General features: G+C 59.7%; 21 protein-coding genes. 11 read left to right on the top strand and 10 right to left on the bottom strand.

Going from position 1 to position 21,156, the window contains the following annotated elements; translation table 11 throughout:
* The first annotated feature begins 117 nt into the window (after nt 1-117).
* On the top strand, nt 118-1,050 hold the full coding sequence (locus ACID345_RS22880) for a phosphoesterase (RefSeq protein WP_011525198.1): 933 nt from the start codon (nt 118-120) through the stop codon (nt 1,048-1,050).
* 28 nt (nt 1,051-1,078) lie between these two features.
* Here the strand turns inward: ACID345_RS22880 and ACID345_RS26055 are convergent, their stop codons facing one another.
* The 3 genes from ACID345_RS26055 to typA form a co-directional block, all read right to left on the bottom strand.
* Nucleotides 1,079-1,579: a hypothetical protein gene (locus tag ACID345_RS26055; protein ID WP_011525199.1), complete on the bottom strand. Its 501-nt coding sequence runs from the start codon at nt 1,577-1,579 to the stop codon at nt 1,079-1,081.
* Nucleotides 1,580-1,604: 25 nt separating this feature from the next.
* The gene (locus tag ACID345_RS26060; protein WP_011525200.1) at nt 1,605-2,564 is read right to left on the bottom strand and encodes an HD-GYP domain-containing protein; all 960 of its coding nucleotides are present in this window, start codon (nt 2,562-2,564) and stop codon (nt 1,605-1,607) included.
* A gap of 209 nt (nt 2,565-2,773) precedes the next feature.
* Nucleotides 2,774-4,591: a translational GTPase TypA gene (typA, locus tag ACID345_RS22895; RefSeq protein WP_011525201.1), complete on the bottom strand. Its 1,818-nt coding sequence runs from the start codon at nt 4,589-4,591 to the stop codon at nt 2,774-2,776.
* A gap of 251 nt (nt 4,592-4,842) precedes the next feature.
* Here typA and ACID345_RS22900 point away from each other — a divergent pair, with 251 nt between their 5' ends.
* A complete protein-coding gene (locus ACID345_RS22900) occupies nt 4,843-5,298 on the top strand; it encodes an energy transducer TonB (RefSeq protein WP_187148898.1) in 456 nt (151 codons plus the stop codon).
* Between the two features lie 136 nt (nt 5,299-5,434).
* On the opposite strand, the gene ACID345_RS22905 is transcribed toward ACID345_RS22900, so the two are convergent.
* On the bottom strand, nt 5,435-8,266 hold the full coding sequence (locus ACID345_RS22905) for a M16 family metallopeptidase (RefSeq protein ID WP_011525203.1): 2,832 nt from the start codon (nt 8,264-8,266) through the stop codon (nt 5,435-5,437).
* 312 nt (nt 8,267-8,578) lie between these two features.
* Here ACID345_RS22905 and ACID345_RS22910 point away from each other — a divergent pair, with 312 nt between their 5' ends.
* Nucleotides 8,579-9,454 (top strand): TIGR00730 family Rossman fold protein, encoded by an 876-nt coding sequence (locus tag ACID345_RS22910; RefSeq protein WP_041856016.1) that lies wholly within the window; start codon nt 8,579-8,581, stop codon nt 9,452-9,454.
* A gap of 64 nt (nt 9,455-9,518) precedes the next feature.
* On the opposite strand, the gene ACID345_RS22915 is transcribed toward ACID345_RS22910, so the two are convergent.
* A complete protein-coding gene (locus ACID345_RS22915; RefSeq protein WP_011525205.1) occupies nt 9,519-10,562 on the bottom strand; it encodes a hypothetical protein in 1,044 nt (347 codons plus the stop codon).
* A gap of 436 nt (nt 10,563-10,998) precedes the next feature.
* Between ACID345_RS22915 and ACID345_RS22920 the strand changes: the two genes are divergently transcribed.
* The 4 genes from ACID345_RS22920 (at nt 10,999) to ACID345_RS22935 (ending at nt 13,783) form a co-directional block, all read left to right on the top strand.
* On the top strand, nt 10,999-11,226 hold the full coding sequence (locus tag ACID345_RS22920) for a hypothetical protein (RefSeq protein WP_041856017.1): 228 nt from the start codon (nt 10,999-11,001) through the stop codon (nt 11,224-11,226).
* 290 nt (nt 11,227-11,516) lie between these two features.
* Nucleotides 11,517-12,005, top strand: coding sequence for a thioredoxin family protein (locus ACID345_RS22925; protein ID WP_041857122.1), 489 nt, complete (start codon nt 11,517-11,519; stop codon nt 12,003-12,005).
* A gap of 64 nt (nt 12,006-12,069) precedes the next feature.
* Entirely contained in the window at nt 12,070-12,702 is a 633-nt protein-coding gene (locus ACID345_RS22930) for a thiamine phosphate synthase (protein WP_011525207.1), read from the top strand.
* Between the two features lie 112 nt (nt 12,703-12,814).
* Nucleotides 12,815-13,783 carry a hypothetical protein gene (locus ACID345_RS22935; protein ID WP_011525208.1) on the top strand — a complete coding sequence of 323 codons (969 nt, stop codon included), beginning with the start codon at nt 12,815-12,817 and terminating at the stop codon, nt 13,781-13,783.
* Here ACID345_RS22935 and ACID345_RS22940 read toward each other — a convergent pair.
* The 5 genes from ACID345_RS22940 to ACID345_RS22955 all read right to left on the bottom strand — a co-directional run bounded on the left by ACID345_RS22940 (nt 13,768) and on the right by ACID345_RS22955 (nt 18,356).
* Nucleotides 13,768-15,252 carry an MBOAT family O-acyltransferase gene (locus ACID345_RS22940; protein ID WP_041856019.1) on the bottom strand — a complete coding sequence of 495 codons (1,485 nt, stop codon included), beginning with the start codon at nt 15,250-15,252 and terminating at the stop codon, nt 13,768-13,770. The genes ACID345_RS22935 and ACID345_RS22940 overlap by 16 nt on opposite strands.
* A gap of 126 nt (nt 15,253-15,378) precedes the next feature.
* A complete protein-coding gene (locus tag ACID345_RS22945) occupies nt 15,379-15,726 on the bottom strand; it encodes a phage holin family protein (protein ID WP_011525210.1) in 348 nt (115 codons plus the stop codon).
* A gap of 2 nt (nt 15,727-15,728) precedes the next feature.
* The gene (locus tag ACID345_RS27140; protein ID WP_187148899.1) at nt 15,729-15,884 is read right to left on the bottom strand and encodes a hypothetical protein; all 156 of its coding nucleotides are present in this window, start codon (nt 15,882-15,884) and stop codon (nt 15,729-15,731) included.
* A gap of 5 nt (nt 15,885-15,889) precedes the next feature.
* Complete coding sequence (locus tag ACID345_RS22950) at nt 15,890-17,131, bottom strand: ABC transporter permease (protein ID WP_011525211.1); 1,242 nt, start codon at nt 17,129-17,131, stop codon at nt 15,890-15,892.
* 61 nt (nt 17,132-17,192) lie between these two features.
* Nucleotides 17,193-18,356, bottom strand: coding sequence for a S1C family serine protease (locus ACID345_RS22955; RefSeq protein WP_011525212.1), 1,164 nt, complete (start codon nt 18,354-18,356; stop codon nt 17,193-17,195).
* Between the two features lie 67 nt (nt 18,357-18,423).
* Here ACID345_RS22955 and ACID345_RS22960 point away from each other — a divergent pair, with 67 nt between their 5' ends.
* The 4 genes from ACID345_RS22960 to ACID345_RS22975 all read left to right on the top strand — a co-directional run bounded on the left by ACID345_RS22960 (nt 18,424) and on the right by ACID345_RS22975 (nt 21,155).
* Nucleotides 18,424-18,996, top strand: a complete 573-nt coding sequence (locus ACID345_RS22960; RefSeq protein WP_011525213.1) for a mismatch-specific DNA-glycosylase — start codon at nt 18,424-18,426, stop codon at nt 18,994-18,996.
* A gap of 100 nt (nt 18,997-19,096) precedes the next feature.
* Nucleotides 19,097-19,459 carry a hypothetical protein gene (locus ACID345_RS22965; RefSeq protein WP_011525214.1) on the top strand — a complete coding sequence of 121 codons (363 nt, stop codon included), beginning with the start codon at nt 19,097-19,099 and terminating at the stop codon, nt 19,457-19,459.
* Between the two features lie 73 nt (nt 19,460-19,532).
* A complete protein-coding gene (locus tag ACID345_RS22970) occupies nt 19,533-20,315 on the top strand; it encodes a hypothetical protein (protein ID WP_011525215.1) in 783 nt (260 codons plus the stop codon).
* Nucleotides 20,316-20,405: 90 nt separating this feature from the next.
* Nucleotides 20,406-21,155 carry a hypothetical protein gene (locus ACID345_RS22975; RefSeq protein ID WP_011525216.1) on the top strand — a complete coding sequence of 250 codons (750 nt, stop codon included), beginning with the start codon at nt 20,406-20,408 and terminating at the stop codon, nt 21,153-21,155.
* The last annotated feature ends 1 nt before the right edge of the window (nt 21,156 follow it).

Below are 21,156 nucleotides of genomic sequence, written 5' to 3' on the forward strand. Positions count from 1 at the left end.
CCGGGCTTTCTTGTTTCTGACGGTGCCTGGAACGATGCTGGCTTCGAACGATATGAACAAAGCGTCACTAAGGGGATGCATCTCGGGGGCTGCATACCTCCTTCTATCTAAGGAAGTATGCGAATCGTTTCGGCCCTGACCCTCTCTTTGCTTCTCTGCTTTGCCGCGTGTGGCGGCAACTCGTCCAACAACGGTGGTTCCGGTGGGAGTGGAGGTGGCGGAAGCGCGAGCGTGCCACAGTTCCAACACGTGGCGATCGTGGTGCTCGAAAATGCGAGCTACCACGATGTGATCGGCAATACACAGATGCCGTGGCTGAGCGGCCTCGCGGGGAAGTATGCATCGTTGCAGAGTTACTACGCGAACGCGCATCCGTCCATCCCGAACTACTTCATGTTGACCACCGGGCAGACGATCACGTTCGACGATGCGTTCTCGAACACCGTGAGTTCGGACAACCTCGCGCGCGACATTACCAGTGCCGGACTGACGTGGAAGGCGTACGAGGAAAGCATCCCAGCGGCCGCATACACCGGCGCGAGCACGGGACTATACATCGAGCGACACGATCCGTTCTCGTACTTCAGCGATGTGCGCGGGACAGCGCAGGCCAACAATATCGTTCCCTCCTCGCAGCTCTCGGCGGATATCGGCGCGAATTCGCTGCCGAACTTTTTGTGGATCACGCCGAATGCATTGAACAGCGCGCATAGCTGTCCGGCGTCGAATGCGAACTGCACGTTAAACGATCGGCTGGCAGCGGCGGACGCGTGGCTGAGCGCGAACGTGCAGCCGCTGCTGAGCAATTCGGAGTTCGCCTCGAACGGATTACTGATTGTGGTGTTCGATGAGGGCGATGATACCGATCTCGATCACGGCGGCGGACACGTGGTCTGCGTGCTGGCGGGTGCGCATGTGAAGCAGGGGTATACGTCGTCGGCGACGTATCAACACCAGGACGTGCTGAGCTTGATCGGGCACGCGCTGAAGCTGAGCTCGGTACCCGGCGCGGGCGCGACGGGCGGCACGATGACGGAGTTCTTCCAGTAACGCGAATCGCTTGCCCTTTGGCTAAGCGCTAGCCATCGAGCAAGGCATCCCAATAGTACATATCGAGTGGGGCGGATGGAGAGAGCGCTTTGACGCGCTTGAGAAAAGCTTCGCGCTCAACTTCAGTGACAGGGTTCTTGTTCAGTTGAACGGGATTCTCGCGCCCGGAAGCAATCCTCTCAAATTCCGTTAAGCAGGATACGAAGTTGTCCGCGGATGCCGCAATCATGCTGGGGTGCCAAGCTCCCTCACCGTGATACGCGGTGAATACAGGCAACTCTGCGTTGGCCGAATCAACGAAGAGCGGGTTGCCCATGCATGTGTCATAACCGATCACGAGCCAGCCACTTTGCCACGAGCCCTGGCCGTCCGTGCAGAGATTCGCGCCATCCGGTGAAACCGAGTATCCGACCTGCTGAGCAGTGAGGTGTTCGCCGGAGAAGACTTTGAGTCCACCACAACCGAACGCGATTTCTCGATTGCCGAATGACTTTTGAAGACGAGCGAGCGCAGCGGAATCCGATGTCACGGATGTATGTTATCGCACGATCGCGCTAAACCACGACTTCGGGGATTTCCATTTCGTGGCGCGAGAAGACGGTGTTGAAGGCGCGGACGACGTCGGGGTCGAACTCGATGCCGGATTTTTGGGTGATGAGGTCGCGGGCCTCGAACGCGCTCATCGCCTTGCGATAGGGGCGATCGCTGGTCATGGCGTCGTAGGAGTCAGCGACGGCGAGGATCCGCGATTCGATGGGGATCGCATCGCCCGCCTTGGGGGTGTAGCCGTTGCCGTCGAAACGATCGTGGTGCGACAGGATGATTGGTAGCACGCGGCGCAATGATCCGCCGACGGGCTCGAGCATGTTGATGCCCTTCTGCACGTGCAGCTTTACTTCTTCGTACTCTGCTTCCGTTAGCTTGGCGGCCTTGTAGAGCAGGTCGCGGCTAATGTCGAGTTTGCCGATGTCGTGCAACAAAGCGGAGGCGCGCACATCTTCGAGGCGCTCGCGGTCGAATCCCATCTCGGAAGCAATCTTGGTGGCATAGACAGACACGCGATAAGAATGGTTCTGCGTGTACTTATCTTTGGAGATGAAGTGGCGCAGGATCATGAGTACGCCGTTGTAAGTGTTGCGTAGTTCGCGCAGGCGCTGGTCGTTGCGCTCATAGAGCGTGCCCATGGCGTAAGCGGTGACCATGAGGATTCCGCCCCAGATCGTGATGTCGAACCAGCGTTCGGTGCTGCCGAGCACCATGTTGCGGCTAGACAGGACCGCGGGGTTCACATAGGTAAGGATGACGACGATACAGATGCTGGCGAGTGCGGTGAGGACGGCGTGACGGCGTCCGTAAACGTAGGCAGAGAAGATTGTGGGAAGCGCGTAGAGGTTCAGGATGAAGCCGTGCTGCGCGACGAGGTTATTCAAAATCCCCGCGATGATAAACAGCGAGAGGATGAGCCAAAGTTCGCGGTTCACTTCCGAGAGCCGCTGAAGAATGTCTTTACGCATGGAAGTATCGCCAACTACAGCGTTCGTGCGAGCAGTAGTGGGCGAATGTTAGTGCAAAATGAGGGGCGAAGCAAGAAAATGCGCGTGAATATTGGGGCAGAAGGTTACTAGTTAGGGTGGGTTAAGGTGAAGCCATGGGGATGGTGTTTGGAAGGCAAAAGAAAACCCCGCCCTATTGCTATGCGATAAGGACGGGGCACCCAGCTTGGTTAGTCTTCCGGCGTAGCGTAGCGGCGCGGACGACGGTTGGCCTGGAGGATCTTCTTGCGCAGGCGAAGCGTCTTCGGGGTGACCTCGCAGAGCTCGTCGTCGGCGATGAAATCGATCGCCTGCTCGAGATTTAAGTTCTTGAAGGGGACGAGGCGGATGGCATCGTCGGAGGTCGACGCGCGCATGTTCGTGAGCTTTTTCTCGCGGACGCAATTTACGTCGAGATCGTTATCGCGTGAGTTCTCGCCGATGACCATGCCCTCGTAAACGTCGACACCCGGACCGAGGAAAAGTTCTCCGCGTTCCTGCAATCCGAAAAGCGCGTACGCGGTGGTAAGTCCGTTACGGTCGGCGACGAGCGCGCCGGTGGGGCGGTGCGGGATGTCGCCCTGCCACTCGGTGTAGCCGGCGAAGAGCGAGTTCATCACGATGGTGCCACGGGTGTCGGTGAGGAGTTCGCTGCGCAGGCCGATGAGTCCGCGGCTGGGCACTTTGAACTCCATGCGCACACGGCCGTAGCCGTGGTTGGTCATCTTTTCCATCTGTCCCTTGCGGGTGCCGATCTTCTCAATGACCACGCCGATGAAGGTCTCGGGGATGTCGACGGTGAGCTTCTCGATGGGCTCTACCAGTTTGCCGTCAATGTGCTTGGTGACGATCTCGGGCTTGCCGACCATGAGTTCGTAACCTTCGCGGCGCATCATTTCGATGAGGATCGAAAGCTGCAGTTCGCCGCGGCCCGCGACCTTAAAGATGTCAGGTGAGTCGGAATCTTCCACGCGCAGCGACACATTCGTCAGCAGCTCTTTCGCGAGGCGCTCGCGCAAATTGCGCGAGGTGACGTACTGGCCGTCTTTGCCGGCGAAGGGCGAGGTGTTGACCATGAACTGCATGGCGATGGTCGGCTCGTCGATGGCGATGTGCGGCAGCGGCTTGGGATTGTCGGCATCGGTAATGGTCTCGCCGATGGTGATGCCTTCGACGCCGGCGACGGCCACGATGTCGCCGAGTTCGGTCTCGGTGATGTCGACGCGCTTGAGGCCGCTGAATGAGAACAGTTTCGTGATTTTCGTTTTGTGGAACGAGCCGTCGAGCTTGGCGATGACGACATCTTCGCCCGTGAAGAGGGTGCCGTTGAAGACGCGGGCGATGGCGATGCGGCCGAGGTAATCGCTGTAGTCGAGGTTGGCGACGAGGACTTGCAGAGGCCCGTCGGTTTTGCCCTTCGGCGGAGGAATGGTTTTGACGATGGCTTCGAAGAGCGGCTGCAGGTCTTCGCCCGCGACTTTCGCATCGGTGGAGGCGGTGCCGATCTTCGCATTGGTGTAGAGGACCGGGAATTCGAGCTGCTCTTCCTTTGCGTCGAGATCGATGAAGAGGTCGTAGATCTCGTTCAATACTTCCTGGGCGCGCGCGTCGGGGCGGTCAATCTTGTTGATCACGACGATGGGCGGAAGGTTCGCTTCCAGCGCCTTGCCGAGCACGTAACGCGTTTGCGGCAGTGGGCCTTCGGAGGCGTCCACGAGGAGCATGACGCCGTCGACCATTTTGAGGGCGCGCTCGACTTCACCGCCGAAGTCACTGTGGCCGGGCGTATCCACGATGTTGATCTTGATGTCGTGATAAAAGACCGCGGTGTTTTTCGCGAGGATGGTGATGCCGCGCTCGCGTTCGAGCTCGTTGCTGTCCATTACGCGGTCGGCGACCTGTTCGTTGGCGCGGAAGGTGCCGGATTGTTTCAACATGGCGTCGACCAGCGTGGTTTTGCCGTGATCGACGTGCGCAATAATGGCGATGTTGCGAAGTGCCTTACTCAAAATGTTCCCTTTCAATTGTGCCGCAGGGGCTAAAGCTCCCCTGTGATCTGGGAGCTCCGGTTCGGCAAGCTGAAGCTAACCGCTACCTCAAATCGAATGCCGGATTGCCGGGAATCACTGCGGATTTCAGCGGCAAGAGGTTGGTACTTCAAGTTTACAATATGGGCGCGATTTATGCGGCTTCGCGGCGGATTGAGTTACTTTCGATAGGAGAGAGAAAAGCGATGCGGATATACAATAGCGGCACTCTCATGAAGATCTCTCAAGTCGTTCTCGCGTCCTTTCTGCTTACCTGTTTCGTCGCATGCAATAAGCCCGCCGCGAACACTGCTGCGCCCGCCGCCGCCGCACAACCGGCGGTTGATCCGAACGCGACGATTCCGCCGAAATTTGTGAGCGGCGTGAATGCCCCGTTCCCCGACAACTTGTGGAACAAGCCGGGGACCGTGACCGTGGCTGCGACCGTGGGTACCGACGGCACCATCACCGAGACGAAGGTTGTGAGCAGTCCGCATCCGGAACTGAACGATTTGGCGACGAACGCGGTGAAGCAATGGAAGTTTGAGTCCGCGAAGAAGAATGGCCAAGCGGTGCCGTTCACGATTACCGTGAATTTGAAATTCGAGAAGCCAGCGCCGGGAACGAAGGTGCAGCAGATGCCCCCGGCGAAAGCACCGGCAGCGTCGGCGGAGAAGAAGCAGAAGTAACAGCTAGCATTCGTGCGGGATAGTGGTCTTTCGACTCCGTCGCTTCGCGACTTCGCTCAGGATGACAGACAAATTAGGAAGGGTGCTGTCGGTATCAATCGACAACACCCTTTTTGTTTTGCTCGTGCGCGCGTGCTTACTGCGCTTTATTGCCTCCGGCGGCGGAGCCTGCTGACATGGGTTCGGCGTCGCTGGTCCAGAGCTCGATGGGGCCTAACTTCAACTCTTGCAGACCGGATTCGATCTTTGCTTTGTCGCCGATGGTGACGAGAAGGAGCTTATCGGGCTGGACGTATTGCTTCGCGACACGCGACGTATCTTCCGCAGTGACGGCTTCGATCTTGCCTTCGATCTGGCGGTAGTAGTCCAGCGGGAGGCTGTAGGTCCAGATGTTGCCGACACCGGCAGCCACCGCGGCACGGGTTTCGAAGTCGCCGGGCAGCGAACGGATGACGCTGTCCTTCGACATCTTCAACTCATCGGCCGTGAGCGGACGAGTGCGGATGCCGTCGAGTTCGGCGAAGAGTTCACGCGCGGCGGGGGCGGTGACATCAGTACGGACCTGGGAGCCGGCGAAGAACGGGCCAGCGCCGCGACGCCACGAGAACGCCGAGAAGGCACCGTAGGTGAAGCCGTTCTTTTCGCGCAGGTTCATGTTGATGCGCGACGAGAACAGGCCGCCAAGCATGGTGTTCATCACGGTAATTGCGGGATAGTCGGGATTGCTGCGCGGAACACCAACGCCGTAGGCGAGGATGACCGACTGCGGCGCGCCGGGCTGATCGACGAGGACGATCTTGCGCGATTGCGCGGTGACCGTCTTTGGGGGCTCGGTTGCGCTTCCCTTCGCCGTCCATGCGCCGAAGTATTTCTTCGCGAGCTCGCGCGCTTTCGCTTCGGTAATGTCGCCGGAGAAGATGAGCGCCGAGTTCGCGGGGGTGTAGTGCGACTTCCAGAAGTTCGTTAGGTCGTCGCTGGTGGTGGACTTCAACGACTCGGGAGTGCCGAGTTCGATTTCGCCGTACGGACTCTGGGTACCGAACTCGGCGCGATTGCCAACGCGAATTGCGAGTTGGAAGGGATCGTCGCGGAGTTGGATGAGCCCGGTCTGGCGCTCCTTGCGAATGCGATCGGTTTCCTTAGCGTCGAACTTGGGATGCAGCACGACGTCAGAGAGAAGGTCAATCGCGGGGTCGGTGTTGTTGCTGAGCACACTCATGGAGACGGCAGCGTTATCGAATGTTGCGCCGGTGTTGAGCGTGGCGCCGAGCTTATCGGTCTCATCGGCGATCTGCGGCGCCGTGCGATTGGCGGTGCCTTCGGTGAGCATGGCGGCGGTGAAGCCTGCGACACCGGACTTCTCATGGGTATTCGCGTCGGAGCCGCCAAGCGACATCACGCGCATAGCTAGCAGCGGCAGCGAGTGGTCGGGCACGAGGTAAACCTTCAGGCCGTTGTCGAGCTTGAACTCGGCAGGCACTGGCAGTTGCAGCTTGGGCAGTGGCCCGGCCTTGGGCGCGGTGGCGCGCCACGCCTGCGCCTTGTCGAACTCCGCGGTGTACTCGGGCTCGACCTTCACATCGGCGTCAGTGTTCTCGGGGCTGCGGGGAACGTCGTCCACAACTTTTTTGCCCGGCGTGCAGAACATCGTGACCCGCTGGTTTTGCTGCAGGGTGGACTTCGCGGTCGCGAGCAGCGACTCGGGAGTCACGGCGTCATAACGCGCGATGTCTTTGGGCAGGTAGCCGGGATCGCCGACGTACTGGTTGTAGTAGTTCAGCATGTCAGCGACGCCGCCGAAGCCGCCAAGACGCTCGAGGTTGCGGATCTTGCGGGCTTCGATCGTGGTGCGAGCGCGATCAAGTTCGGCTTGCGTTGCGCCATTGGCGAGGAAGTCAGCCATCACGTCGTTCGTGGCTTTCTCGATCTGCTCAGGCGTGACATTGGGCTTGGCGGTGATTTCGCAGCCCATCGGCGAACCGAGGGCGAGCGATTCCTGGAAGCAAGTGGCGTCCTGCGCGATTTGCTGTTCGTAAACGAGCTTGCGATAGAGGCGGCTCGATTTGCCGCCGCCAAGGATCTGGTTGGCGAGAATCATTTCCGCGTCGCCGGGCGCGAAGGCTGCGGGCGCGAGCCATCCGAGCAGAACCTTTGGAAGCTGTACCTGGTCGGTTACGTTGAGGCGCTTTTCCTGCGTGATCGGCGGCGTCTTGATGTTGACGGCTTCTACCGGCGGGCCTTGCGGGATGGGGCCAAAGTATTTTTCGACGAGCGCTTTCGCCGCGGGCTTGCTGATGTCGCCGGTGATGACCAGGGTGGCGTTGTTGGGCGTGTAGTACTGCTTGAAGAACTCGCGGACGTCGTTGAGGCGCGCGGCTTCTACATCGGCATGCGAGCCAATTACGGAAGCGTAGTAGGGATGGCCCTTGGGATAGAGCTCGTGGAACATCAGCTCTTCGGCAATGCCGTAAGGCTGGCCTTCCACGCTCTGACGCCGTTCGTTGCGGACCACGTCGCGCTGGTTGGCGAGCTTGGTGCGATCGAGGGTGTCGAGCAGGAAGCCCATACGGTCACTTTCGAGCCAGAGCGCAAGTTCTAGCTGGTTCGCGGGCAGCGTCTCGAAGTAATTGGTGCGGTCGAAATCGGTAGTGCCGTTGATGTCGCTGGCGCCGGCAGCTTCGAGGTACTTGAAGTGCGCCTTCTCACCGACGTGCTTGGAGCCCTCGAACATCATGTGTTCGAAGAGGTGCGCGAATCCGGTGCGGCCTTCCTTCTCCTTCACCGGGCCGACGTGATACCAGAGATCCACGCCAACCAGCGGCAGGCGATGGTCTTCGACCATCAGCACCTGGAGGCCGTTGGGTAGCTTGTACTGCTCGTAAGCGATGGTGGGAACGTTGAGCTTGGATTGCGCGAGCAGCGGTGCTGCGAGCAAGAGAATGGCAAACAAACGACGGAAAGACGTCATAGATGAACCTCCGAGGGTGTGGCGGGCCGGGGGATTGATTGTAATTCGAGATACGTGGGGAGGGGGAGGAGAGTTCCCGATTGAATGGGACAGATTGTACGGCGACGGGCGGTTTTTTCACCACAGAGGCTAGGAGGCACAGAGGTTTTTCTATTATTTTTCTCTGCGTCTCTGTGCCTCTGTGGTGAGAAAAGAGCCTTCTTTCAACGAACGTTGCTGGGAGGTCAATTCGTGCCGGAGAGACTCTGGCGAACAACTTTCCGCGGCTATTCACGTTCTGTATGCTTGGAAGGCTTTCTAAGTACAAAGACCATGGCCGACAAGACGCCCAAACCCTTTCGCTCGCCGCTGGCTTATGAAAACCCAAAATTTGTAAATGGACCGGATGGCCGACCGCTTCGCATTATGTCGGAATATGCGGAACCGCTGGCGCGGTTTCGGCGGGAACGCATCCAGGACACGGTGGTGTTCTTCGGATCGGCGCGGTGGCATTCGCGTTCGATCGCGGAAGAACATCTGCAACTGTTGGAGAAGCCGGGTTCGGCGCAGCCGGCGCCTCCAGAAGAACAGCTGCGGTTGAAGATGGCGCGGGCCGATGTGGAGATGGCGCGCTATTACGAAGACGCACGCAAGCTGGCATACATGCTGGCGGGCTGGAGCAAAGATCTTGGTGGCAGGCGGCATCGGTTTGTAGTCACCACCGGCGGCGGACCAGGGATCATGGAGGCAGCAAATCTTGGTGCACATGAAGCGGGCGCGAAGACGATTGGGCTGAATATTCGTCTGCCGTTCGAGCAGATGCCGAACCCGTACATCACGCCGGAGTTGAACTTCGAGTTCCATTACTTCTTCATGCGCAAACTGTGGTTTGCGTATCTCGCGAAGGCGCTGGTGATTTTCCCCGGCGGCTTTGGGACCTTCGACGAACTGTTCGAGATCCTGACCCTGGCGCAGACGGAGAAGATGGCGAAGAAAATCTTCGTGGTGATATATGGCACCGAGTACTGGAAAAAGGTGATCAACTTCCAGGCATTCGTGGATGCGGGTGCGATCGCGCCGGACGATCTCAATCTGTTCAAGTTTTGCGATGATCCGCAGGAGGCATTCGAGTATCTGCGGGACGGGCTGACGGAGTTCCACCTGGGAAACACGCACAAGAGCCCGGAGATTGCGAAGACGAGACTGTAGGCATCGTGTGACGACAGGGGTCCTTCGACTCCGTCGCTGCGCGACTCCGCTCAGGATGACAGAGCTATGGACACTCTCCGCTGAGGTGGTCTACCTTCTGGAGTTTGCTGTTGTCTAGGTTCAGCTTGATCCACTCGCGAACGGGTGCGGTTTCTTTGCTACCGTCGCTTCCCTTGACGGGTTGGTAGCCTTGGCGCGGCGTGGCGCCGACTTCCTCCGCGTTCACGAGTTGCGCGAAGTGGAGCACCTGCACGTCGTTATTGCGAACGGCGACCACCTCGGTGCGGTCCGACTCGCTCGCGTACGAACGCTTCTCCGGGTGGATGTCTTTCGCATTCGCGAGGGTGGGATCGTCCATGGCGCGCTTGAGGATCGTCACCTGATCGGGTGATACGTTGACGTGCATTTCGCGATACTTGTCTGGCTCTCCGCGCCAGGCCACAGTCATTTTGTAGGCGTAGATGGAGCCGTCATTCCGCACCAGGACGCAATTCTTCTCGCCCGCAGAGTTGCCGCGGCTCTCGTAACGCTCGGTGATAAACAGCAACAGCAGGTTCTTGATGTGATACGGATTCTCGGGGCCGGTAGGTAGCTGTTTCTCTGGAATGCCGGAGACGATCTTGGTGATGGTCCTCTTCTCCGGCACGCAGCGATCGGCTTTCGCGGCCGAGCGCGCGCCGGGCTGCTTCATCGTGGCGTCAAACCATTGCAGCACCGGATCGAGTTGCGTGGCATAGGGCTTGCGATCAGCCTTGTTGGCGAAGCGGATCTGCTGGATGTCGTCACCGCGGTCTACGTCGATCAAGAGGAGGTCGGGCGAGTCCACGTAGCGTGCGCTGATGTGCTCGTGCTGGACCTGTTTGAGTGGGCCGGCGGCGAGATCTTTGATGGGCGCGTAGCGGGCGGAGTCGAGTGTGCCTTCAAAGACATCGGTCTTACTGCCGTGGGTGCGCTCGGCGTGATAGGAGGAGTCGCTGTAAACGACGATACAGCGAGAGTCCTCGGCGCTTTGCACGCGCTCGATGCGGACAAGCATGTCGGCAGTGGAGGTTTGGGCGACGAGAGGCAAAGCAACGAACACGAGGAAAAGGCCGTAAAGAAAACGCATGGACCGGAGGCTCCGTGGGTGGATTGTAAGTGTCTGGAGGAAGCAGTACCAAGGTCAAAAGAAAGGGGTTGGACCGAAATGGACGGTACGAAAGGGAGTGGGTGGCAAAATCGAAGAGGTTACTGACGTTTCCCGAGACAAGTCTTTACGTGGGCGAATCTGCTAAACCTGCGGGCGGGGATTGCCGTTGTAGGGGTTGTACTTACGCGGGCGTGGTAGCTCCTTGGGCACATGGACTGACCCTACCGTGGGATTCAGCAGGCCTGTTGGCGGGCGTACATTGCGAAACATCGCAGTGGGGCACGGGTTCTAAACAGGTAGCGATTCTGGTGGGGTTTTACAAAGAAGTGGCCAGTTCGGCAATTGGATTGCTGCAACTTTTTGGGCCCTCACCGAGTCTAACTAGTACGCGACCTTAGGGTCGGAGGTGAGAGAGATGGTTGAGAAGTTTTCGGAGCCCGAATTGACGGCCCTGAGAACCGAGCTCTTACAAGGAGCATCGGATTTCCGTGAAGCCGCCGAGGTGATGCAGATGTTTCTGGTAGGGCGCGGATACGGCGTCTCTCCCGAAGAAGCCCGCCATGCGGCGCTTCGTACTGAAGTGGCAGGTTGTTCGATCGAGGCCATCCAGCGCGAACTGGAAGGTCTGGCGCTGGTCAACTAACGGGAACCAACGGCAGGTGACCAACGTAAGTTGTAGATGTAAGGGTTCAGCAGGAGAATTCCGGAAGCGGTGACACGCAAGATCCGGAAGGTAGTACACAACCGAGGTCAGATCGCTGTTCCGCCATGGGCCGCCAGAAACCGGACGAGCCCGCGGACACAAAGAGCGATAACAAGAGCCAGGCGAAACTGCCTGGCTACTGTTTTTTGCAAGCCTCCAAATCCACGTCACACGCCTTCGCATCAGCCGTCACTGCACTCCCCGGCCCCTTGCGCCAAGCTTGCTTCGCCATGAAACGCTTTCTGCTCATCGTTTTCCTGCTCGCCACCGTCGTCCTGCCAACCCTTGCCGGATCCAAGAAAGACAGTTCGTCCACCCTGCCCCATACCTATGACGCGACACGCGATCCCGCGAAAGATCTCGCTGTCGCCATCGCAGAGGCGCACGCCACCGATCGCAACATCCTCCTCGATGTCGGGGGCACCTGGTGCAAGTGGTGCGGCTACTTGGATAAGTTCTTTACCGATCACGCCGACCTGCGCGAGCTTCGCGACAAGAATTTTGTCGTGATGTACGTGAATTTCGGCGCCGATAACAAGAACGACAAGTTCCTGGCGCAGTTTCCCAAGCTGAAGGGCTGCCCGCATTTGTATGTGCTTACCGCAGATGGGAAGCTGCTGAAGTCGCAAGATACGTCGGACCTCGAGGACGGCAAGAGCAGTTACGTACCGGAAAAAGTCCGCGCGTTTTTGACGGAGTATGGGCGGGAGAAGCAGTAAGGCAGTGCCGAAGGCACGCGATGCAATAGCCCACCACTTCCGAAGCGAGAGCTAGAATGTTGGGTTGATCCTCTATTACATAACGGACCGGCGGGCGCTGAAGGGCGACTTGATTGCCAAGATCTCCGAAGCCGCCCATGCGGGCGTGGATTACGTCCAGCTGCGCGAGAAGGACCTCTCCCCTCGTGAACTGGAGCGGCTGGCGCGTGGGGCGATGGATGCGATCTCCGGTACGAATACCAAACTTCTCGTCAATTCGCGGTCGGATGTGGCGATTTCCGTTGGCGCACATGGCGTGCACCTGACTTCCAACGACATTTCTGCGGGAGACGCACGGGCGTTGTGGCGCGAACGGCGGCCAGTGATTGGGGTGTCGTGCCATTCCACCGCCGATGTGCGGATGGCGGAGGCGCAGGGCGCGGACTTTGCTGTGTTGGCGCCGGTCTTTGGCAAAGGGGAACAGCCGGGGATCGGGCTACAAGTGCTGGCAGAGGCGACCGGCATTGTGCCACCGCCGGAACATACGGAGTCGGCGCCGCGGGCGGTACGGTTTCCGGCGCTCGCGCTGGGTGGAGTGACCGTCGAAAATGCGCGGATGTGTTTGGCGTATGGCGCGGCGGGCGTCGCGGGGATTCGCTTGTTTCAGGAGAACGATGTGAGCGCGGTGGTGAGAGCGCTGCGCGCCCACACCTCGTGAGCGATAGGGGTCCTTCGACTGCGCACGCTTCGCGTGCTTCGCTCAGGATGACAGAACAGCATCAACGTCCCCACCCTATCGCTTCGCGGTAAGGATGGGGCACCCACATTCCATGGCGCATTCTCCGCGACATTCGTTACTATCGCTGGAGATGGGAACAGCGCAAGCTGCGACAGACGTGCAGGTCGCGCCGGGAACACGGCGGGCGGCGTGGTATTGCGTGGCGCTGGCGCTGGTGCCGGTGGTCGCAGTGGTCGCGTCACTCGTGATTGCGCGCAGCCAGCGGTTCGTGCAGCACCAGAGGAATTCGTATCTTGCGATTTCGGATTATCCCTTCACGCTGACCAATGTGAATTGCGATGTGGTGGTGTTCGGCGATTCGTCGGCGCTGACCGGCGTGGCGCCTCAAGTGATCGAAGCAAAAACAGGGCTGAAGACCTGCAACATCGCGCAACCGAATACGACATTGGCCGTGGCGGGAACGTTCGCGCTCGACAGCTATTTGCAAAGCAATAAGGCGCCGAAATTCCTGGTGATCCAGTTCCTGGCGCCGCATTTTTCGGCATCGTTTGAGAACGGCCTTTCGACCGAAGGGGCGCTGCAGTTAGTGCGGCACCGACTGGACTTCACGACCGTGAAGTTGTTTGCGCGGCATCCAGTGGATGCGCTGGCGTTTTCGGAGTTCGTGCTGCGGTCAGCGATGTTCGACAGGGATCGGAGCGGCGAGACTTCGCGGCGCGCGTGGGCGCAAATCGAGGCGAACCGCGGAATGCTTACCGTGCCGGGACCGCCCTTGCAGAGTTGCATCGGCGAGAACGAACAACGCAATCCCGATGCGGCCTACATCTCGGCGCTGCGAGCGCGGTATGCGAAATCCGGCGCGCACGTGATCATCAATGCTGCGCCGTATCCGGCGTGCGATGCGGGATACGACTTCTATGCGAAGGCGCTCGCGGGCGTGAGTGACAATTCCCTTCCGAAATTCGATATCCAGTTGTTCAACGAAAAGGCGCACTACACGCGCGAGGGTGCGGAACGCAATAGTGCGCTGATTGCCGGGCAGATTCAGAACTGGAAATAGAGGAAGCGCGAGGCGGGCTTCATCAGCACGAAGCAGAGGAAGAACGTCGCGCTGATGGCGAGGCCCCAGGCCAATGTCGGTCGCCATTGCAGTCGCACCGGGCGATCGCCTTCGCCGAGAATTTCCTGGGTGTTGGGCAGGCTCCAGCAGATCGCGAAGAACGCGGCGATCATGAGCCAGAAGATGTGGTCGGCATGCGGCATGGCGCCGAGACCGTGCAAGCCGAGTGCGCTACGGATGACGGCATAGGCGTCGGGGACGGAGTCGGCGCGGAAGAAGATTTGCGCGAGTATCACGGCGGCGAGCGTGAGCACCACGTAGAAGACGCGGCCAATGCGCGTGGCTTCGATGGCCTTGCCCAGGGCCTTCGCCCAGGTGCGCCACGCGTGGTTGATACAGAGATAGATTCCGTGCAGCAGTCCGAAGGCGAGGAACTGGCGGCCTGCGCCGTGCCAAACGCCGGCAACAATCATCGTCACCAGCAGCGGCACACAGACCATGCGAGTGAAACCTTCGAAACTCTTCAACGCTTTCTTACCGATGGAGAGGCCAGCGTCGAGGCGGCTCCGATTGATGGCCATTGCGACCGGGTTGTAGATGTAGAGCGTGATGAAGTGGGTGAGCGTGATGTGCCAGCGCTGCCAGAACTCGATGATGCTCTGCGCCTTATAGGGCGAGTTGAAGTTCATGGGGAAGCGCAGGCCGAACATGCGCGCCAGGCCGATGGCCATGTCCGAGTAACCGGAGAAATCGAAGTAGAGCTGAAGCGCGTAGCTGAGGATGCCGCACCAGGCGCTGAACATTGGCTGATTGGCGGGCGCGTTGAAGAGCAGGTCGGCACGCGGGGCGATGGTGTCGGCCAGTACGACTTTCTTGAACAAGCCCATGATGAACCACGTTCCGCCGATCGCGAGTTGGTTCCAGTCGAGACGGAAGTCGCGCTTCGCGAAGACTTGCGGCATGAATTCGCGATGATGCAGGATAGGGCCCGCGATCAAGTGCGGGAAGAAGCTCACGAAGAAGACATGTTCGACGGGGCTGAGTAAGGTCGCGTCCTGCTGCGCGAGATCTACGAGGTAGCCGATCTGGGTGAGGGTGAAGAACGAGATGCCGAGCGGCAGAATGATGCTGCCGAAGTTGTGCTCGGGCGTCATGAGCGAACCAAAGCTGTTGAGGATTGGGAAAAGATATTTATAAAAACAGAGCAAGCCTACGTTGCCGCAGACGCCGATCCACATCGGGATGCTGGGGCGCTTGGCGTGGGCGATGGCGTGCGCGCAGAGCAAGTTGAAGGTAATGGAGCCGAGAAGAAGCAGGAGATATTTGGGGTTCCACCAGGCGTAGAAGAACAGAGATGCCAGATTGAGGAAAAGGAGTGCGGGAGTGCGTCCCATTCTTCCGATCAGATAAATCCCGAGCAGCACAGCGGGGAGGAAGAAGAAGAGGAATGGGATGGAGTTGAAGAGCATTGCGTCGAGAGCAATGTAACACGGGTGTGGGACACCCACATTCTGGTAGCGATAGGGGTCCTTCGACTGCGCGGCCTTCGGCCGCTTCGCTCAGGATGACAGAACTTGGAGTTGCTTGCCCAGCCCTTAGTCTTCTTCTTTGGGCATTAGCCATTTCAGGATGGTGTTGATTACGGCCAGAACGATGGCGCCTATGAAGGCCGCTGTGAAATTTTTTACCCAGAAGCCTTTCACCAGCTTGGCGACCAGCTCGATCATGAACGCGTTGATGACGAACCAGAAGATGCCGAACGTGAGGATCGTCAGCGGGAAGGTGATGACCTTCAGCACGAGGCCGAGCGTCGCGTTGACAATGCCCAGCAGCAGAGCAGCGATAAGCAGCGACCACACGCTGTTCACGTGGAAGCCCGGCACAACATACACGACGACCGCCAAGCTGGCGGCGCTCACGATCCAATGCAGTATCCAGCGCATATTTACTCGCTATCGTTGTGCCCGGGTTCGGGCATAGGGTCAGGGTCGGTGGAAGGTGGGTCGCTCGCGGGGAAACTCTCTTCGATGGTGTGGTCGAGCATGTGATCGCGTTTTTGCTCTTCGCGTTTCTGTTCGTCGCTCTTTTTAGGATCCTTCATAGCTTCTACTCGTAACGCAGGCTCTCGACCGGGTCGAGTTGGGCAGCGCGCGTCGCTGGCACGGTGCCGAACAATACGCCGACCATGGACGAAACGACGAGCGCGATGATGACCGACAAGCCGGAGATCGGCACGCGGTAGTCGGTAAGGAAGCGCAGCGAGACGGGCAGCGCCAACCCGGAGACGATGCCGATCACCCCACCGACGAGCGAAATCAGCACCGCTTCGGTTAAGAACTGGAGGCGAATTTCCTGGTTGGTAGCGCCCACGGCTTTGCGCACGCCGATCTCGCGGATGCGCGAGCTGACCGTCGCCAGCATGATGTTCATGATGCCCACGCCGCTGACGACCAACGTCACGGCAGAAATCAGCAGCAGGATCGCGGTCAATGCGTTGGCGACTTTTGCGGCGACGTCGAGAAGCTGGGTTAGGTTCTCGGCTTTGTACACGCTCTCAGGACGATGGCGCGATTGCAGGACTTGCTGGATCTCCTGCGTCGCCAAGGGGACGCGGTCGGAGTCGCTCATGGAGAAGAAGAGTTCTTTGACGGCGTCGGTATCAGTGAAATAACGGCCCACAGTGTACGGGATGAGGATGGTGTCGTCGGAGATTTCCGATTGGCCGAAGGTTTCTACACGCTCTTTAAATGTCCCGATGATGGTGAATGGCAGGCCGTTGAGCTTAATTGGCTGGCCGACGGCCGCATCTTCCGAACCGTAGAGCCGGATGGCGAGCGGCTTGGTGATGGCGGCGACCTTGTTGCGTGCGTTGGTGTCGTAGTCGTCGAAGAAGCGGCCGGACGGAATCACCAGGTTGCGCACGAACTGGTATTCGAACGAGACGCCGAGGATGAGCACGTCGCGCTCTTTACCGCCGGGAACGGGGATCTGGTCGTGGAGCTGGATCATGGGCGAGGCCGCGACGATGCCGGGGACCTGGGCGCGGATCGCCTTCAGGTCGTCGAGGGTCATGAAGTCGTTGCTGGTGCTGCCCCCGTAGATGGTGCCGCCCTCGTAGTCGGCGGTGATCATGTTGGTGCCGATGGAGTTCAGCTCGCGCAGGATGTACTGCTTGCCCGTAAGCCCGATGGTGACGACGAGAATCAGAGACGCGGTACCGATCACCATGCCGAGCGCGGTGAGAGCGAAGCGGACCTTGTTCGATTTGAAGGTCTCGATCGATACCGCGAGGATCTCGCGGTAATGCAGGCGTTCGTACACCGGCGGCTTGGGAACGACCGAGGTCATTGGCACTTAATAGATTAAATGAAAGGGGTGGGGGATGCGGAGATCCTCCACCCTCGGTTTCTTATGCGCCTTGGCGGGCCTCGTCTAGCTGGACGGGGACTACCATTTTGCGTTTGGCGCGGTAGATGGTGACCCGCACCGTCTCGCCCGCTTTGTGGGCGTTCATGGCGTGCGACAGGTCCTGCAGGTCCGCGATCTGCTCGTCGCCGATGGCTACGATGAGGTCACCACCGATCATGATCGGCGTGTTGCCGAGATAGGCGCGCTCGTTGCCGCCTTTCAGTCCTGCTTTGTCGGCGCCACGACCGGGGATTACGGCCTGGATGAGGACGCCGTAGTCGGCGGCGAGGCCCATTTGTTCGGCGAGCTCGGGTGTGATCGGCAGCCCGCCGCGGATTCCGAGCGACGGACGGCGGACTTCGCCGTACTGCACGAGGTCATTGAGCACGGCTTTGGCCGCGTTGATGGGGACAGCGAAGCCGATGCCGGCGCTCTGTGCGGCGCCGTTGCTGGCAATCATGGTGTTAATGCCGATGACTTCACCGCGCGAGTTGAGCAGCGGACCGCCGGAGTTGCCGGGGTTGATGGCGGCGTCGGTCTGGATGGCTTCGTCGATCTTGGTGCCGTCGGGCTCGACGATGGCGCGGATGGAGCTGATGATGCCGCGGGTCATGGTACCGGAGAGGCCAAAGGGATTGCCGATGGCGAAGACCTTCTGGCCGACAACGAGACCGTGACTGTCGCCCATGACGGCGGGTACGAGGTCAGGGGCGTTGATCTGGACGACCGCGAGATCGTGCGAGCGGTCGAGGCCAATAACCTTGGCTGGATATTTCTTGCGATTACTGAGGGTGATTTCCAGCTTCTGCGGATTGCCCTGGACGACGTGAAAGTTCGTCAGGATATGGCCCTGCTTATCAATGATGAAGCCGGAGCCCTGGCCCTCTTGCGGCACCGCGCCATAAAAGAAGTCGAAGGCGACCGTCGTGGAGGTGACGTTCACGACGCTGGGCAGACCTCTTTTATAGACCTCGATGTTGACCTGCTCTTCGGGGTCGTAGGTGACGGGGCCGGCGGCCTGGGTCAGCTCGAGGCGGTCGGGACGCGAGATCCAGACGTTGTCGACGTCGGAACCGGCGCTGGCGGCGCGATGGTGCGTGGTCAGGTAGAAAAAACCAGTGGCAAGCAAAACGCCGAGAAGAAAGGGACGGAGCATCTTTCGCATAAGAACGGGTACGCCGATCGGACGGGGACCCTATAAAAGTGTACCGCGAACCGGATATCCTCAACCAATGCTGGAGGCAACACCGCCGACACTTCCGGACTACCTCGGGCCCGGTCTGGATTTGGTGCTGATTGGGATTAATCCGGGGCTGTATTCGGCGATGAAGGGGCACTATTTTGCCCGCAAGAACAACCGGTTCTGGCCGGCGTTTTCGGCCTCGCGACTCAGCCTCGGGATGCGGGAGGGGCTGGGTCTCCAGACCGTAGGACCGGAACACGACTGCGAGTGCCTGCGGTTTGGGATTGGGCTGACGGATGTGGTCAAGCGCCCGACGGCAAACGCAGCCGGGCTCACGCCGCAGGAGTTCGCGCGGGGAGCACGAGAACTGATCGAGAAACTGGAACGGCTGCAGCCACGGGTCGCGTGCTTTCACGGGACAACCGGGTACCGTCCGGTGCTGGAACATGGATGGAGCCTGAGGCCGAAGGCGGTGGCTTTGGGCGTCCAGAACGAACGGATCGGGGAGACCCGGATTTTTGTGGTTCCGAACCCCAGCCCGGCCAACGCACACTTCCGACCTGCAGACCTGACCGCCTGGTACGACCGGCTGGCCGACTTCGTGGACACGGTTGGGTCATGACCCGATGGATTTTTCCGGCGAAAATTCGCGAAACTTCCCTTCGTAAGCAGTGTTCCTTCTCTTTATCGCAGTACCAGGCATGGAGCGATTTGGAGGAGCTATGAAGAAATTGGCAGGTTTATTTGCGGCGGGGGCTCTGGCGTTAACGATGCTCGGCGGGATGGCGTTCGCGGGCGATGATTACCACACCAGCTATACCGACCGGGACGGCACGAAATGGTACGCAAGCCCCGGGTTTGACCGTGGCTTCCGCGATGGCGGGCACTCCGGACATGTGGACGCGGAGCATGGCTTCCGATTCCGAGCGTCGGACCATGGGCAGTTCCGCGGCGGCACCGACGGCTGGAACGGCAACGGCGCCAAGGACGCGTACCGGGAGTCGTACCGGGCGGGGTATTTGAAGGGCTATCGCGAGGCATACGACGAGACGATGCGGAGCCTGGGATATCACAAGGTGAATTAGGGTGGGAATTCCCACCCTTCCTACGGGAAGAGTGGGGCACCCGCATTTCTGAGTGGCTGATACCATTGCGGCCATGCGAACCAAATGCGTGGTGGTGACAGCGGTTTTGCTGTTCAGCGCGGTGTTTACGCTGGCAGAGAATGCGAAGCCGCGGATTGTCCACGTGTTCGTTGCGCTCGCAGACAACAAATACCAGGGCATCGTGCCGGTTCCGGCCCGGATCGGCAATGGTGATGATCCGGACAATAATCTCTACTGGGGCGCGGCGGCCGGTGTCCGCACGTTCTTCGCGCGTAGCACCGACTGGAAGCTGGTGTGGCGCGGCAAGTCCGCAAAAGCCTTGGTGCTGGAGCGGTGCGTCTTCAAGCATCGTGATGGTGACGTGTACCTTGTCGCCGACGCCTATCGCGGACGCGAGATCAAACAGGCGATCATCGACTTTCTCGAAGCTGCGGGTGGGAACGGAGCGGAAAAGATCAGGCTTACGAATCCGGAGTTGAATATTTCTGCCGGGGGCGCCGCCGACCTTGTGGCGTACGTTGGCCACGATGGGTTGATGGATTTCGAACTGAGCCATTTCCCACCGAACAAGAACACCGGACGGCGCGATGCCATCTTGCTCGCTTGCGCGAGCAAGCAGTATTTCTCGGCGCCAATCCGGGCGTCGGGCGCATATCCGCTACTTTGGACGACCAACTTGATGGCGCCGGAAGCCTATACCTTGAAGGCGGCGCTCGACGGCTGGATTCTCGGGGAGGGCGAACGCGAGATCCAACAACGCGCGGCGGAGGCCTACAGCAAGTACCAGAAGTGCAGTGTGGGAGCCGCGAAGAAGCTGCTCGTCCCCGGTTGGTAGCCGCCGCAAGATTTTTTCGCAGTTGCACCTTAGGAGGAGACTGGCGCGAGGAGATTTGAGGTACTCTGAATCTTAAGTAAGTAGAAGGTCATGTCTCGCAGGTTTCTCGCCCTCGCTGTCGCCCTCGTTGCCGCAACCTCGCTTCCGGCTGGGACAAATTCGAAGAACGCACCGACGCGCACGGCGGTCACGACATGGTCGCGGGCGGCGCATCCGTTGCCGTATACGGTGAATCCTGACCCGACGTTGCGAAACGCGCGGGTTCCGTCACCGAACGGCAAGTACGAGATCGCCTGTAACGTCATCCCCAAAGAACAGAAGGTCAGCGAGGCGGTTTCCGAGACGCTGGATGCGCCGAACTGCGAACTCGTCGGGGCGCAGCGGCGGACGCCGATTGACCTTGGGGTTGGGCCGGAGGCGCTATGGTCGCCTGACTCGGATGCGGTAGCGGTCACTCATAGTAGCGGCGGCGCGATTGGGCCGTACCACGTGCTGATTTATCGTCCGCAGAACGCGGTGCCGCAGGAAATTGCGACCGCGGTTCGCAAAGACCTGGCGCGGCGCTTCCCCGCCTGCTTGGGCGGCGGCTGCACGGCGGCTGAACAGAAGAAGCTGCGCAAGTCGAGCGACTGGGTGAATGTCGCGGCCATCCGATGGATGGAAAGCTCCGACCGGCTGCTAATGATGGCGTGGGTGCCAGACAGCTCGGCCTTCGGCGCGAACCTTGGACGGTTCAACGGCTACGTGGTGGACGCGCGTACCGGGCACATCCTGAACCGGTACTCGGAAGCGGATTTCAAAAAGAAATTCAAGAAGTATTGCGGCGACTGGGGACTGTAGC

The sequence above is a fragment of the Candidatus Koribacter versatilis Ellin345 genome, from assembly GCF_000014005.1.
GTDB classification, from domain to species: domain Bacteria; phylum Acidobacteriota; class Terriglobia; order Terriglobales; family Acidobacteriaceae; genus Korobacter; species Korobacter versatilis_A.

What these genes read in the sequence shown, in the direction of transcription:
- ACID345_RS22975 (WP_011525216.1), top strand. Translation starts at nt 20,406, where the DNA reads ATGTCTCGCAGGTTTCTCGCCCTCGCTGTCGCCCTCGTTGCCGCAACC.
- ACID345_RS22970 (WP_011525215.1), top strand. Translation starts at nt 19,533, where the DNA reads ATGCGAACCAAATGCGTGGTGGTGACAGCGGTTTTGCTGTTCAGCGCG.
- ACID345_RS22950 (WP_011525211.1), bottom strand. Translation starts at nt 17,131, where the DNA reads ATGACCTCGGTCGTTCCCAAGCCGCCGGTGTACGAACGCCTGCATTAC.
- ACID345_RS22935 (WP_011525208.1), top strand. Translation starts at nt 12,815, where the DNA reads ATGGCGCATTCTCCGCGACATTCGTTACTATCGCTGGAGATGGGAACA.
- ACID345_RS22910 (WP_041856016.1), top strand. Translation starts at nt 8,579, where the DNA reads ATGGCCGACAAGACGCCCAAACCCTTTCGCTCGCCGCTGGCTTATGAA.
- ACID345_RS26060 (WP_011525200.1), bottom strand. Translation starts at nt 2,564, where the DNA reads ATGCGTAAAGACATTCTTCAGCGGCTCTCGGAAGTGAACCGCGAACTT.
- ACID345_RS22900 (WP_187148898.1), top strand. Translation starts at nt 4,843, where the DNA reads ATGAAGATCTCTCAAGTCGTTCTCGCGTCCTTTCTGCTTACCTGTTTC.
- ACID345_RS27140 (WP_187148899.1), bottom strand. Translation starts at nt 15,884, where the DNA reads ATGAAGGATCCTAAAAAGAGCGACGAACAGAAACGCGAAGAGCAAAAA.
- ACID345_RS22960 (WP_011525213.1), top strand. Translation starts at nt 18,424, where the DNA reads ATGCTGGAGGCAACACCGCCGACACTTCCGGACTACCTCGGGCCCGGT.
- ACID345_RS22920 (WP_041856017.1), top strand. Translation starts at nt 10,999, where the DNA reads ATGGTTGAGAAGTTTTCGGAGCCCGAATTGACGGCCCTGAGAACCGAG.
- ACID345_RS22880 (WP_011525198.1), top strand. Translation starts at nt 118, where the DNA reads ATGCGAATCGTTTCGGCCCTGACCCTCTCTTTGCTTCTCTGCTTTGCC.
- ACID345_RS22925 (WP_041857122.1), top strand. Translation starts at nt 11,517, where the DNA reads ATGAAACGCTTTCTGCTCATCGTTTTCCTGCTCGCCACCGTCGTCCTG.
- ACID345_RS22965 (WP_011525214.1), top strand. Translation starts at nt 19,097, where the DNA reads ATGAAGAAATTGGCAGGTTTATTTGCGGCGGGGGCTCTGGCGTTAACG.
- ACID345_RS22945 (WP_011525210.1), bottom strand. Translation starts at nt 15,726, where the DNA reads ATGCGCTGGATACTGCATTGGATCGTGAGCGCCGCCAGCTTGGCGGTC.
- ACID345_RS22955 (WP_011525212.1), bottom strand. Translation starts at nt 18,356, where the DNA reads ATGCGAAAGATGCTCCGTCCCTTTCTTCTCGGCGTTTTGCTTGCCACT.
- ACID345_RS22905 (WP_011525203.1), bottom strand. Translation starts at nt 8,266, where the DNA reads ATGACGTCTTTCCGTCGTTTGTTTGCCATTCTCTTGCTCGCAGCACCG.
- ACID345_RS22940 (WP_041856019.1), bottom strand. Translation starts at nt 15,252, where the DNA reads ATGCTCTTCAACTCCATCCCATTCCTCTTCTTCTTCCTCCCCGCTGTG.
- ACID345_RS22915 (WP_011525205.1), bottom strand. Translation starts at nt 10,562, where the DNA reads ATGCGTTTTCTTTACGGCCTTTTCCTCGTGTTCGTTGCTTTGCCTCTC.